Raw genomic sequence first — 14,089 nt, 5'->3', positions numbered from 1 at the left:
ATTTGTTTAACCTAATTTTAACAATGGGAATAAAAAAAGCAGCTGCTTTTAGGAAACAACCTGAATTTATGAGTGTTTACAGCAAGACTCAAACCAGAGACCTTTGGTTTATGATACCTACGAGCTACCAACTGCCCCATCGCAAGATATGTAAATCAACTACTTCTTCTGGGATCTATGCTGTATTTGCATTGAAGTAAAACGATTGCAAACAATTACGATTTGTAAAAAAGCACGCAAAAAGCACGCAAGGACATAAAAAAAGCAGTTACAAATTAATGTAACTGCTTCGTTTTCAACGGGTGGAAGATCGGGCTCGAACCGACGACCTCCTGAACCACAATCAGGCGTTCTAACCAACTGAACTACAACCACCGTATATCCCTTTCGTTAAGGGAGTGCAAAAATAGAAAAGTGAATCACACTTTTCAAAACATATTTCAGATTTATTTTCTATCAAATTTTAAGCGCATTCCTTTCTGCTCTTCATTGAACTTTCCATTCTCATAGGCGAGATGTCCAGACACAAAGGTATGCGTGATTTTAGATCGAAACTTATATCCTTCAAATGGGCTCCAACCGCATTTTGACAATACATTTCCTTTGTCTACCAACCATACATCATGACTATCTACCAATACCAAATCGGCGTAGTATCCCTCCCTGATATATCCTCTCTTCTCTACCTCGAAAAGGATCGCAGGATTGTGACACATTTTTTCTACCATCCGCTCGATAGATATTTTTCCGTTTAGATAATGCTCCATCATAGCTGGCAAAGCATGCTGCACCAACGGCCCTCCCGAAGGACAATTCAAATAGCCATTATTCTTCTCCTCTATCGTATGAGGCGCATGATCTGTCGCGATGATATCGATCTTGTCCTCCAGCATCGCCTGAAAAACCATATCTCTATCATAAGCGGTCTTCACAGCAGGGTTCCATTTGATATTTCCTCCCTTTGTCAGATAGTCCTCATCATTGAACCACATATGATGGATACAAGCTTCGGATGTAATCAACTTATCCTTCAACGGGATGTCGTTATCAAATAGATCCGTTTCTTTGGCCGTCGAGATGTGAAGTACATGAAATTTGGTTTTGTTCTTACGCGCCAGAGCCACAGCCTTAGAGGATGACAAATAACAAGCCTCCTCGCTTCTGATCAACGGATGTGCTGTAAACGGAATATCATCTCCATACTTCTCTTTATATAGCTCCATATTCGCACGTATGGTTCCTTCGTCCTCACAATGTGCTGCTACGATCAGTTCCGCTCTTGAGAAAAGTCGCTCCAGAGTTTCCTCATTGTCCACCAGCATATTGCCAGTCGACGATCCCATAAAAACCTTGATCCCACAGACATCTTGTCGATTCGTTTTCAATACCTCCTCTAGGTTGTCATTGGACGCACCCATGAAAAAAGAATAATTCGCCAATGATCGCTCAGCGGCTATATCGTATTTGTCTTGCAGCAGCTCCTGAGTCAAAGTATTAGGCACCGTATTCGGCATCTCCATAAAAGAAGTAATCCCACCAGCTACAGCAGCTTTGGCTTCCGTATAGATCTCTGCCTTGTGTGTTAGCCCCGGCTCCCTAAAATGCACCTGATCATCTATGATCCCCGGAATCAGGAATTTACCTTCTGCATCCAGCACAGTTGCCGTCTCGTGACTCAAGTCATAACCGACCTTTTCGATCATCTGATCTTTGATCAATACATCATGAGCAAGAATTTCACCTTCGTTTACCAGTTTCGCATTTTTAATCAGGGTGTATTTAGCCATTTGTCCGTCCTTTTTATTTCCTAAATTGCAGAGCAAAAGTAGCAGATCAAGCATCTAATATCATATCCATGTCCAATAACATCGAAAGTTTTTCAGATCTAAAATTGAATAAGCAGATTCTCAATGCGATTTCAGAGGCTGGTTATGAAACTCCAACCCCTATTCAGCAGCAGGCCATACCGCTCATTCAAGCTGGGCATGATGTACTGGGGATCGCCCAAACAGGAACAGGCAAGACGGCAGCCTTTGTACTTCCGCTATTGATGAAGCTAAAATATGCACAAGGAGATGACCCTAGAGCCTTAATTCTCGCTCCTACCCGTGAGCTGGCCATTCAGATTGAATCAAATATCAAGAAATACTGCACTTATCTGGACTTGCGCCACACTGCGGTTTTTGGGGGATCAGGATCGAAACTTCAAATAGAATCTTTCGAAAATGGAATGGATATCCTAGTCGCCACACCCGGTCGTTTTATGGACCTGTACAAAAAATATGTGTTTGGCACTAAACAGATCAAAACACTGGTCATCGATGAGGCGGACAAAATGATGGACATGGGATTCATGCCTCAGATCAGACAGATATTGGAGGTAATCCCTGTCAAGAGACAAAACCTGTTATTCTCTGCCACCATGCCCGAAAGCGTGATTACGCTATCAGAAGAGTTCCTGGAATTCCCCGAAAAAGTGGAAGTAACTCCTCAGGCCTCCACAGTAGACACCATCGAGCAGCAGCTTTACCACATCCCCAACTTCAAATCAAAAATCAATATGCTGGGGCATTTGTTGGAGAACGAAGATTTCAATCGAGTCATCATTTTCGTGAAATCCAAAGCCAATGCGGACAATATCTATAAATTCATCGATAGAAAAATCACCAAATCCGTCAAGGTGATTCATGGCAATAAGGCACAAAACACCAGAATGAACTCCATAGATTCATTTAGAAGTGGTGAAACTCGTATTCTGGTAGCGACTGACGTAGCGGCTAGAGGAATCGACGTTACGCTGGTATCTCATGTCATCAATTTTGACGTACCCCTAATTTACGAGGATTATGTACACCGCATCGGCCGAACCGGTCGCGCCAACAATGCCGGCATAGCCATCACCTTCTCCAATGATGCGGAACAATACCACATCAAAAAAATCGAAGCATTGATTGATAAAACAATTCCAGTTTCAACCTTGCCTGAGGCTGTTGCTATCGAAAAAACACCATTCGAGGAAAAACAAAAGATGCTACGCGAGTTGGACTACCTAAAAAAGAAGGAAAACCCTGATTATAAGGGTGCTTTCCATGAAAAAAAACGCAAAAAAGCAGGAAGTAAAAAGAAACCCAGAAGGCGTTAAATATCATTCGTCTATGAATTCATCTTATTCATCGAAAATAACCGCCTCTTCGTCCAAATAAATACCAGTTGAAGAAGGAAGGATTTATAATTGTAACAGAAAGATGGATTAAAAGTCTTTCTTTCCATAGCTGGTTGAAAAGATCTTGTGGGGAATAGGTACAACGGTACCTAATCCCACAAGTATCGACTCCCTCCCCTTCTCATTTTTACATCACATTTTCTTCTTAAGTCTCAATCAATCAAAGCAAAAGATTTGTCTATTCTTATGCCTTTTATTTAGTGGAATTCAAGCTAAATTTGCGCCCATTACTTTTTTGAGAATTAAAGGATTAAGCCCAAGATGATAGCGAATTTAAACGAGAGAACTCACTTCCAAAACCGACACAATGGCCCTTCAGAAAATGAAATCGAGCAGATGTTGGAAACCGTTGGTGCAGATTCTTTAGATCAACTCATTGACCAAACCGTACCTGCCAATATTAGAAGAAAAGGCAAACTGAACCTACCACCTGCCCTGGATGAGTTCAGCTACTTTCATGCGATGAAGGAAACAGCCTCTCAAAATAAGGTTTTCAAATCTTTCATCGGAATGGGCTACTACGGAACAGTGACTCCAGCAGTCATCCAACGCAACATTCTAGAAAACCCAGGGTGGTATACCGCCTACACACCATATCAGGCTGAAATAGCCCAAGGCAGACTAGAAGCCTTGATCAACTTCCAAACCATGATCAGCGACTTGACCGGAATGGAAATTGCAAATGCTTCGTTGCTAGACGAAGGGACTGCTGCTGCTGAAGCCATGACCATGCTTCATTCCTTGAGGAAAAAAGATAAAAAGAACGCCAACAAGTATTTCGTTGATCAGCATATTTTCCCTCAAACTTTAGACGTTCTCCAAACAAGAGCAACTCCACTAGGAATCGAATTAGTCATTGGTGACTACAAGGAAGTTGACCTAAGAGACTCTGACTACTATGGCATCATGGTTCAATATCCCAATGCCAATGGAAGCGTAGAGGATTACAAAGACTTATTCCAGCAGGCTGAAAACAATCAGGTTAAAATAGTTGCAGCTGCTGACCTATTGAGCTTGACGTTATTGACACCTCCTGGTGAATGGGGAGCGGATGTAGTGGTAGGCACTACACAGCGATTCGGTGTTCCTATGGGATTTGGGGGACCTCACGCCGGCTACTTTGCGACTAGAGAAGACTTCAAAAGGCAGCTGCCTGGTAGAATCATTGGCGTTTCTGTAGATAAGCATGGCAAAAAGGCCTATAGAATGGCGCTGCAAACGAGAGAGCAGCACATCCGAAGAGAAAAAGCCACTTCTAATATCTGTACTGCTCAAGTATTGCTTGGCGTGATGGCCGGTGCATATGCAGTATACCACGGTCCAGAAGGACTGACCAGAATAGCAAAAAGAATTCATGGCTTGGCTCAATTGGCCAGCAATTACATTCAAAAACTAGGATTTAAACAAAACAATCAGACCTTTTTCGATACTTTGGATTTCGAAATTGACCCAGGTCTTGTCGAAAAAATTAGAGTTGAAGCAGAAGCCAAAAAAGTCAACTTCAACTATTTCGTGGAAAACCACATCCAAATCGCTTTTGACGAAACGCATACACCATCTGATATGATTGAAATCATAGGTGTATTCCAGAAATATAGCGAATCTGAAATCAACCCAGAGGAGATCATCAAAGCAGCGGATCATGTGGAAATCAAATTTGATTCTGTCTTCGCAAGACATTCAGATTTCATGACTCATGAAGTATTTCACAAGCACCGATCAGAACACGAAATGCTGAGATACCTCAAACATCTCGAAAACAAGGATTTGTCACTGGCCCACTCGATGATTTCGTTGGGATCATGTACAATGAAACTGAATGCAACTTCGGAGATGGTACCGATTACATGGCCTGAATTTGCCATGATCCATCCATTCGCCCCTTCTTTTCAGACAAGAGGCTACATGGACATCATCGATGATCTGACTAAATGGTTGGCTGAAATCACAGACTTCCATACGGTTTCGCTCCAACCAAATTCTGGCGCGCAAGGCGAATATGCTGGGCTTTTGGTTATCAAGGCCTATCAAGAATCGATTGGCCAGGGACACAGAGACATTACAATCATCCCTTCGTCTGCACATGGCACCAACCCTGCTAGTGCTGTGATGGCGGGCAACAAGGTGATCATCGTACAATGCGACGAACAAGGAAACATCGATGTATCGGATCTTAAAGCCAAAGCGGAACAGCATAAAGAAAATCTTTCATCTCTCATGATCACCTACCCATCTACTCACGGAGTATTTGAGGAGAGCGTGATGGAAATCTGTGAAATCATTCATTCGAATGGCGGACAGGTCTACATGGATGGGGCGAACATGAATGCCCAGGTTGGGTTGACTAGTCCAGGTATTATTGGAGCTGACGTATGTCACCTCAATCTACACAAGACTTTTGCCATCCCCCACGGTGGAGGTGGACCCGGGATCGGACCAATTGGTGTTGCCGAACATCTTGCTCCATTCCTACCAGGCAATCCTCTTGTTCACATGGCAGAAGATGAAGCTATCGGTGCAGTATCTAGTGCGCCATGGGGTAGTGCCGGTGTGCTAGCTATCTCCTATGCCTATATCGCTATGATGGGGGCAGACGGATTAGAAAATGCCACCAAACTCGCAATTCTGAATGCCAATTACATCAAAGCCCGATTGGAAAAAGAATTCAACATTCTGTACAGCGGAAAAAATGGAAGATGTGCGCACGAAATGATCGTCGATTGTCGTTCATTCAAAGAGGCTGGTATAGAAGTAGAAGATATTGCCAAGCGATTGATGGATTATGGTTTCCATGCTCCTACTGTTTCATTCCCTGTTGCAGGAACACTAATGATCGAACCGACAGAGTCCGAATCAAAAGAAGAACTAGACAGATTCTGTGATGCACTTTTGAGCATCAGAGAGGAAATACGTGAGGTGGAAAATGGAACTGCAGACAAAGAGGACAATGTATTGAAAAATGCACCTCATACTGCTGACCATAGTTTGTCAGACGAATGGAACCACAGTTATAGCCGCAGTGCCGCTGTTTACCCAATCGAATACGTCAGAGCTAACAAATTCTGGCCATCTGTGGGACGTGTCGACAATGCATATGGAGATAGAAACCTCTACTGCAGTTGCATCCCGACAGAGGCATATGAATTGGAGGAAGCAGAAGTTTGAAAATAAAAGCAACGATGACAAGCATTTTCTCATTTATACATAAACTATGGAACAGAATTTGCTTGTTATTGTATCAAAAGTCAACCTCTGATTTATGAAAAAGAACTACTTACTTATTGCCCTTCTTTTCACTCTATCCTTTGCACCCATTGCACAAGATTTGGTTGACGACAAGGAAAATGCTCTGGATTACTCTCGTAAGATCGAAAACCGATTGAATTATAAGGAATCTATTTCTCCTGATAAATTGGACTACCACCTGGAGCCTTTAGAAAATGGAAAGTTCAAGTTAATATTCGTCAACAGACCATCAGACTATGTCAACATCAAAATTTATGACATCATTGGCAACCTCGTACTGACGGAAGAAAAAAAGTACATGTTGAATTCAGAAATTGAATACAACTTCAATGAAACCAATTCCAAAATCTATGTGGTGAAGGTAGAATCAGGAGATGAAAACCTTACTAAAAAGGTGAATTTCTAAATTCACCTTCCCCCTCATTATTTATCTCTCCCATTCCCGTCATTTAGAATAAAAGTTTAGCTAAATTATGTCCGGTTTCGAGACACTTTTTTGTTCGATATAGGGCGTATTTTAACTCTCGGTTTTTCAAAAACCTTCTTTATTGAACATCAAGTTGGATTCTCGATTTTGGCACAAATAGTGAACTACAAAAAGAAAATTCGATATGATGGAAAAAGAGCTTGGCAAAATATTAATTATAGATGATGACGAAGACGTATTGTTTGCAGCTAAAATGCTGCTCAAAAAATATGCACAGGAAGTTATCATAGAAAAGAATCCAAAAAAGATTCCTTTCTTGATGAACAACGATACCTATGATGTCATCATGCTAGATATGAATTTCAGCAAAGACATCACCAGCGGTAAGGAAGGTTTTTATTGGCTGGATCAAATTCTAGAAAGAGACCCACAAGCTGTCGTAGTACTAATCACCGCGTTTGGCGATGTAGAAATGGCCGTCAAAGCTCTAAAAGAAGGTGCTACTGATTTCGTACTGAAGCCATGGCAGAACGAAAAACTTTTGGCCACCCTATCCACTGCAGTCAAACTAAAAAAGTCATATAATCAGGTAGACCAACTCAAAAGCGAAAAAAAACAGCTAGAGGAGGAAATCAATCAACCTTTCAAGGATATTATCGGGGACAGTGAGGCCATCAAGTCAGTTTTTAAGATCATCGACAAAGTAGCTCAAACTGACGCCAACATCCTGATTTTAGGTGAAAACGGTACGGGTAAGGAACTGATCTCTCGTGCCATTCACATGAAATCTATGCGTAAAGACAATGTTTTCGTAGGGGTCGACATGGGAGCCATCACTGAGACACTCTTTGAAAGCGAACTATTTGGTCATAAAAAAGGTGCATTTACTGACGCCAAAGAAGACCGCAAAGGCCGATTTGAAATTGCTAATAAGGGTACTTTGTTTCTAGATGAGATCGGCAACCTAAGCATGCCACTGCAGTCCAAACTCCTGACAGCTATTCAAAACAGACAAGTCACTCCAATTGGTTCTAACAAAATCCAAAATATTGACATACGCCTGATCTGCGCTACCAACATGCCGCTCTACGAGATGGTAGAAGATTCTACGTTCAGACAAGATTTGCTATACAGAATCAACACCGTGGAATTGAGACTGCCTGCTTTGAGGGAGAGAATCGAAGACATCCCTCTACTGGCAGACCACTTCATCAAAACCTATAGCAAGAAATACAGAAAGAGTGGTAAAAAGATTTCCTCAGCTGCCATCAAAAAACTACAGAAATACCATTGGCCAGGCAACATCCGAGAATTACAGCACGCCATAGAGCGAGCAGTGATCATGAGTGATGAAAACTCTCTCATGCCTGAGGATTTCTTCTTTTTAAACCATAAGACAGGAGAGGATGGCAATATCCTGGAGGAGACATTCAACCTGGATGAAGTTGAAAAAAACATCATTCAAAAAGCCATAGACCGAAACCAGGGAAATATTTCCAGAGCAGCAAAAGAGCTAGGTCTTACCAGAGCCTCTCTCTACAGAAGACTAGAGAAACATGGACTTTAAGAATTTCAAAGTATCAATAGCACTTCGAGTTGGTTTTGTGCTCTTGACCTGTATTCTACTGGTCAATTCCTTCTATTCGGATTCATATAACCTTACTCGATTGCTCTTATTGATCGCTTTAGTTGTTCAGGGCTATTCTCTGGTGAAATACCTCGACAAGTCCAATGTAGAATTTGCCAATTTTCTGGATTCTATTAAATATGATGACTTCACACAGACCTACACGACCAAACGCACAGGCACTTCGCAGGATTTGCTATACGACCGGTTCAACCTGGTGATCAAAAAGTTCAGGGAGATCCGGGCAGAAAAAGAAGCACAATACCAGTATCTACGCACGATTGTTCAGCACGTAGGCATTGGGATCATCACCTTCAATAAGAAAGGGCAAATCCAGATCATCAATGCAGCAGCTAAATCTCTTCTAGACATAGAGAACATTAGCAGCGTTGAAGATTTGGCCGATCTCAACCCCGAATTGGTCAGCAGTTTGAAAGATCTACAGACTGGCGGCAGAGACTTGATCAAAATCGATCGAAAAGGTGAAGAAGTTCAGCTATCCATCTATGCCATTCAGTTGGTCAGACGTGAAGAGGAATTCAAGTTGGTGTCCATCCAAAATATCAAAAGCGAACTAGACGAAAAGGAAATGGACGCATGGCAAAACTTGATTCGTGTTTTGACACATGAGATCATGAACTCTGTCACGCCGATTTCATCCCTTGCAGCCACTGTCGAGTCAAATTTGGAAGATGTAGTGGACGATGATTTCAACATCAAAAACATCAGCAAAGAAGATATTGAAGACTTTCACATGGCTGTTCAGACCATCCATAAACGGAGTGAAAGCTTAATCAAATTCGTGAGTGACTTTAGAAACCTTACTAGAATCCCAATTCCTAACAAAACGAAAATCTGTCTCGAAGAGCTATTCAATACGACACTCACCCTCCTCAGACACGACATTCAGGTTCACGAAATTCATGTCAATCTAGAAATAGAGCCTAAAGACATTTGTATAGAGGCAGACCGTGAGCAGATCGATCAAGTCATTATTAATTTACTCAAGAATGCCATTCAAGCCTTGGAAGAAAACCCTGAAAATAATAAGGACAAGGTTATTACCATTAGTGCTGGATATGATGGCTATCAAAGAGTATTTATCAACATCAAGGACAATGGCACAGGTATAGACGAGGATGCCTTAAAGAAAATTTTTATTCCATTCTTCACGACTAAAAAATCAGGATCAGGAATTGGCCTCAGTCTATCCAAACAGATCATCAGAAAGCACAATGGCAGTATCAGCGTGACAAGTGTAATTGATGAGGGGACAGAGTTTTCTCTTGTATTTAACAATTAGATGCCCAAAGTTTACTATTCTAGCATAGAATTTCAGCCCCCTTATTATCATGGCATTGATTAGTAAAAAGAAAATTGTCTATCCAGTTGGCCAACGCCTCCAGAGGTATCTAAAAAAATATCAAAGAGCCATATCCGCCAACATCGAATACCAAGATCTATTGCGATTTGACAATGCCATTCCTCTTTACGACAAAAATGGGCACGACACACTTTGGCAAACAGTATTCTATCCACAGTCTGACATGCAGACGATCTACCAAAGCCTAAAAAAGATCTATGCTATCATCAAGTCTGATGGAGATCTTAGCGTGATGGATCACCTCGTTATCGACAGGTTAGACATCTGTGAATACGGGAATACCAAACCATTTCGTGTCCGAGTAGTCAACCAAATCAATGACAATTTCGACTACTTCTACATCAAAATCGCAGATGCTTCTCGAATCTACGGCCTGGAGTTAGAACATTTACTCTCTCCTAACAGAATTGGCTATGGCGTTTACCAGCAAACTCTCATTGAAGAGCATATAGCCGGCATTCCCTGTGACCAATTCATCAAAAACAACCTTAAAGACAAGGGGTTGAACGAGATTCGACTAGCAAAGGAATTTGTAAAGTTCAATGAAAGATGTTTCGTACAGCTACTGGGAGACATGCATTCTAGCAACTTTGTTGTCAATATCACCCCTGATTTTGAAGAGGTTTCTTATCGATTGAGAGCCATTGATTTTGATCAACAGTGCTACGAAGGCAGAAGAAGTGTGTATCTACCTCAGTACTTCAAGCAGAACAACCCTTTAATTGAAATTGGCCTGAAACATATGACTCCAGAGACGGTGAGACAGTACCAAAAGGAAGAACGAGCACTGATAGCCAATCGTCTAAAAGTGGAACGATACAGAGTAGCAGACCTTCTCCGTGTAATGGTAACAGACGAGATCTCTACCGAAGAAAACATTAAAACACTGAAAAACGATCTGTCAGAATTCTATGACGAAAAGAAATTCCTATCTTGTAATAATATGGGTGACATAGTTAAAGTAAGCCTCTGGATGCTAATCAAAAAGCCGGATTTATATAATCTCTAAATCAACAAAACCATTGAAGCCATGAAAACCCACTACATCATTCCTATTTTGTTGATTATCTCGGTATCGAGTTGCAGCAAAAAAGAAAACAAAAACTCAGAACCAGAGATTCAAACTACGACCATTAGCGACATCAACGCCCCCATAGAGGGCTTCAACATCGAAAAATCAGATCCATCAGCCATTTATCTAGCTGACAAAATCATGGAGGCAATTGGTGGCCGCATGGCGTGGGACAAAATCAAATATTTAGAATGGGAGATTGACGGCAGAAAGTATTACTGGAATCGAACAGAAGATATAGTGAGATTAGATCTTTTGGCTGATACTCTATCAATGATCTTTAATATTGACAAACAAACGATAAAAGTAAAAAAGAACGGAATAAGCATAGAAAGTCCCGACTCCTTGGCAACATATTTGCAATCAGCCAACGATATGTGGAAAATGGATTCCAGGTTATTAACAATTCCATTTGAAATAAAGGGAGACGGAGTGACATTGTATTACATTGGCGAGGATCAAGTACAGGATAGTTTAGAAGCGCATAGAATTCAAATGGCCTTTGAACAAAGTAGCACTCCTTTTCTATATGATCTTTGGTTTAACCCCGAAACGAACTTGATTACCCAATGGGCCTATTACCCTGACCATTCTCATACCGAACCTCAATTCAAAGAAAAATGGGGAGGGTATAATAAATACGGAAACGTATTATTCTCAACAAAACGTGGAGAAAGAAATATTGAAAACATTGTAGCTTCAGAACATTTAGATCAGAAGCTTTTTACATTAGACTAAACGTAATTTACAATCATGAAATTCCTTCATATCGTATTGATTATCCTGATTCAGTCAGCTACAGTATTTGCTGACACTGGGATTGTAATTGTTTCAAAATCCACAGACCTCAGCAATCAGAAAGTTACGACATCTAAAATGTATCTTAACGACACACACCTGTCGATTCAAAACTCAGGCGCAGACAATAGCAGCCTCATCTTTGATGCGTCTAAACAAATATTCACATTTATAGATCATAGCAAAAGGGAATACTACCAGTTTGATGAGCCGACCTTGCAGCAATTGAAGGATCAATTAAGAATGATGGTTCAGATGATGAAACAATTTTCATCGCAAATGCCTAAAGAGCAACAAGAAAAACTTGATCAACTTCTTTCTCCAAAAAACAATGCCTTGGTTGAATACAAAAACAATGGAAACACAAAAGTGAGTTCCTGGAATACCACACTTTATACTGGGATCAGTGCTAACAAAAAAGTGATAGAGACCAATATAGCCTCTTATCAAGAATTGGGGATTCTAGAATCAAAATTCCATGTTCTTAATAGTTTAATGACCTTCTTCAAAGAAAATCTCGAAGAGGTAGCCTCATTGTTACCCACTCCTCAATCCTTGCAGGCGATAAAAATAGATGAGAACAGTCCTATTTTAGAAAAAGGATTACCCGTAAAAACAATCACTTTCAATGAGAAAGGGGTTGCCAGCAGCAACAGCTTAGTCCAAAGCATTTCAGAATCAGAAATTAACCCAAGCCTCTTCAGAATACCTTCTGGCTATTCTAGAAAAACCATCAATTTGCAGCAGCAATTTCAGAGATAAAAAAAGCCCTGACATTTATGCCAGGGCTTTTTCTACATGTTACTCATTATCATCAATGAGCTATCATTTTCTCTTTTCTCTTTTTTAATTGTCTTCGAAGTGATTCAATCACCTCATCTGCACCCGCTTCAAAAGATTTTGACTGTCTTTTGGCAAACAGCTGAGCACCAGGAATATTGATTTTAATCTCAATAACTTTATTATCCCTCGAATCAACATTTTCCACCTTCATGATAACTTCACCGTCAATTATTCGGTCGTAAAAGGTCTCTAATTTGTCTGCCTTTTTCTGGATGAAATTTACCAACTTTTGATCTGCGTCAAAATGAATGGAATGCATCTGTAGTTTCATAAGATTAAAATTTAAATTAAACAATTATTTAGGCTTTTGGATGAGCTTGATCAAATACTGTTTTCAGCTTCTCCAAAGAATTATGGGTATAGACCTGCGTAGCTGCTAAACTCGCATGACCGAGTAAATCTTTAACAGCATTGAGATCTGCCCCATTATCAAGCATATGGGTTGCGAATGTATGACGCAACACATGAGGACTTTTCTTATCTATATTGGAAATATACCCCAGATATTTTTTGACGATTCTATTTATCATCATGGGATAGGATTGTTTGCCTTGGTTAGTTACTAGCATAAATGGACTTTCAAAACCCGCATTGTTCTTACTAGATATATACGATTTCAACAAGGCCACGTTGCTTTTAGCAAGGGGAATGATTCGCTCTTTATTTCTTTTTCCAAGAACCTTGATCGTACCATTAAACAAATCAACATCCTCCTCTTTTAAACCAATCAATTCCGCTCTTCGGATACCTGTGCTATAAAGCAATTCCATTATTACGCGATCTCTATGCCCTTCAAAATCATCAGAGAAAACAGAATGATCTAAAAGATTATTCATCTCAGATTTTTGAACGAACTGAGGAAGTTGCTTGGCTGTTTTTAATGGTTTGAGATTGAGAGCGGGATTCTTTTTTATCAGTTCCCGTTTTAGCAAAAACTTATAGTAAGTTCTGAGAGATGCAATTTTTCTATTGACAGACCGGGGGCTTTTACCCTCTTCTATCAAGGATACTATCCAAGCCCTCAACATCTTTGTGGAGGCTTGATCTAAATCAGCATCTAAATCTTCTAGGAAAGACTGAAATTGAAGGAGATCAATTTCATATGAGCCTACAGTATGAACACTGTAACGCTTCTCATTAAGGAGGTATTTCAAAAAGGGTTTTATCATTAGCATTACCTAAAAGAGGTAATACTAACTTATCAAAAACCCAGCAGAAAAACTACTAGTATTAGTAGTTTTCTTCTGCGTACATTTTTTGCTTATAAGCAGCTCTGATTTTCTCTGCTCTTTTAGTAACAGACTTCTTCTCAAAGTGAGTTCTTGATCTCAACTCTCTCAAAACGCCAGTTTTCTCGAACTTCTTCTTGAAGCGTTTCAAAGCCTTATCAATAGATTCGTTTTCTTTTACGTTTATAATTAACATAGTCTCTTATTTCTGATTCTTTTGGGAGCGCAAATTTAAAATGA

General features: G+C 40.4%; 13 protein-coding genes and 1 tRNA gene. 9 read left to right on the top strand and 5 right to left on the bottom strand.

Features of this window, described 5'->3' with window-relative positions:
• Nucleotides 1–23: 23 nt before the first annotated feature.
• Nucleotides 24–200, top strand: coding sequence for a hypothetical protein (locus N7U62_RS21500; protein WP_264140178.1), 177 nt, complete (start codon nucleotides 24–26; stop codon nucleotides 198–200).
• A gap of 100 nt (nucleotides 201–300) precedes the next feature.
• Here the strand turns inward: N7U62_RS21500 and N7U62_RS21495 are convergent.
• Nucleotides 301–376: transfer RNA gene (locus tag N7U62_RS21495), tRNA-His, on the bottom strand.
• 70 nt (nucleotides 377–446) lie between these two features.
• Complete coding sequence (locus N7U62_RS21490; protein WP_264140177.1) at nucleotides 447–1,787, bottom strand: dihydroorotase; 1,341 nt, start codon at nucleotides 1,785–1,787, stop codon at nucleotides 447–449.
• A 68-nt stretch (nucleotides 1,788–1,855) separates the two neighbouring features.
• Between N7U62_RS21490 and N7U62_RS21485 the strand changes: the two genes are divergently transcribed.
• The 8 genes from N7U62_RS21485 (at nucleotide 1,856) to N7U62_RS21450 (ending at nucleotide 12,539) form a co-directional block, all read left to right on the top strand.
• On the top strand, nucleotides 1,856–3,142 hold the full coding sequence (locus N7U62_RS21485) for a DEAD/DEAH box helicase (protein ID WP_264140176.1): 1,287 nt from the start codon (nucleotides 1,856–1,858) through the stop codon (nucleotides 3,140–3,142).
• A 342-nt stretch (nucleotides 3,143–3,484) separates the two neighbouring features.
• Complete coding sequence (gcvP, locus tag N7U62_RS21480; protein WP_264140175.1) at nucleotides 3,485–6,388, top strand: aminomethyl-transferring glycine dehydrogenase; 2,904 nt, start codon at nucleotides 3,485–3,487, stop codon at nucleotides 6,386–6,388.
• Between the two features lie 94 nt (nucleotides 6,389–6,482).
• Nucleotides 6,483–6,875 (top strand): T9SS type A sorting domain-containing protein, encoded by a 393-nt coding sequence (locus N7U62_RS21475; RefSeq protein WP_264140174.1) that lies wholly within the window; start codon nucleotides 6,483–6,485, stop codon nucleotides 6,873–6,875.
• Nucleotides 6,876–7,080: 205 nt separating this feature from the next.
• The gene (locus N7U62_RS21470) at nucleotides 7,081–8,463 is read left to right on the top strand and encodes a sigma-54-dependent transcriptional regulator (protein ID WP_264140173.1); all 1,383 of its coding nucleotides are present in this window, start codon (nucleotides 7,081–7,083) and stop codon (nucleotides 8,461–8,463) included.
• The gene (locus N7U62_RS21465; protein WP_264140172.1) at nucleotides 8,453–9,826 is read left to right on the top strand and encodes a sensor histidine kinase; all 1,374 of its coding nucleotides are present in this window, start codon (nucleotides 8,453–8,455) and stop codon (nucleotides 9,824–9,826) included. Before N7U62_RS21470 ends, N7U62_RS21465 begins: the two co-directional genes overlap by 11 nt.
• 49 nt (nucleotides 9,827–9,875) lie before the next feature.
• Nucleotides 9,876–10,916 (top strand): hypothetical protein, encoded by a 1,041-nt coding sequence (locus tag N7U62_RS21460; protein ID WP_264140171.1) that lies wholly within the window; start codon nucleotides 9,876–9,878, stop codon nucleotides 10,914–10,916.
• 21 nt (nucleotides 10,917–10,937) lie between these two features.
• Nucleotides 10,938–11,717, top strand: coding sequence for a hypothetical protein (locus N7U62_RS21455; protein WP_264140170.1), 780 nt, complete (start codon nucleotides 10,938–10,940; stop codon nucleotides 11,715–11,717).
• Nucleotides 11,718–11,732: 15 nt separating this feature from the next.
• Nucleotides 11,733–12,539, top strand: a complete 807-nt coding sequence (locus N7U62_RS21450) for a hypothetical protein (protein WP_264140169.1) — start codon at nucleotides 11,733–11,735, stop codon at nucleotides 12,537–12,539.
• Nucleotides 12,540–12,591: 52 nt separating this feature from the next.
• Here the strand turns inward: N7U62_RS21450 and hpf are convergent, their stop codons facing one another.
• From hpf to rpsU, 3 genes are all read right to left on the bottom strand, one after another.
• A complete protein-coding gene (gene hpf / locus N7U62_RS21445) occupies nucleotides 12,592–12,891 on the bottom strand; it encodes a ribosome hibernation-promoting factor, HPF/YfiA family (protein WP_264140168.1) in 300 nt (99 codons plus the stop codon).
• A gap of 28 nt (nucleotides 12,892–12,919) precedes the next feature.
• On the bottom strand, nucleotides 12,920–13,774 hold the full coding sequence (locus tag N7U62_RS21440; RefSeq protein ID WP_318840740.1) for a tyrosine-type recombinase/integrase: 855 nt from the start codon (nucleotides 13,772–13,774) through the stop codon (nucleotides 12,920–12,922).
• Between the two features lie 76 nt (nucleotides 13,775–13,850).
• Nucleotides 13,851–14,045, bottom strand: a complete 195-nt coding sequence (gene rpsU / locus N7U62_RS21435; protein WP_264140166.1) for a 30S ribosomal protein S21 — start codon at nucleotides 14,043–14,045, stop codon at nucleotides 13,851–13,853.
• Nucleotides 14,046–14,089: the final 44 nt, after the last annotated feature.

This window comes from Reichenbachiella ulvae (genome assembly GCF_025833875.1).
Classification (GTDB): Bacteria; Bacteroidota; Bacteroidia; order Cytophagales; family Cyclobacteriaceae; genus Reichenbachiella; species Reichenbachiella ulvae.
This window is presented reverse-complemented; position numbering and strand designations above follow the sequence as displayed.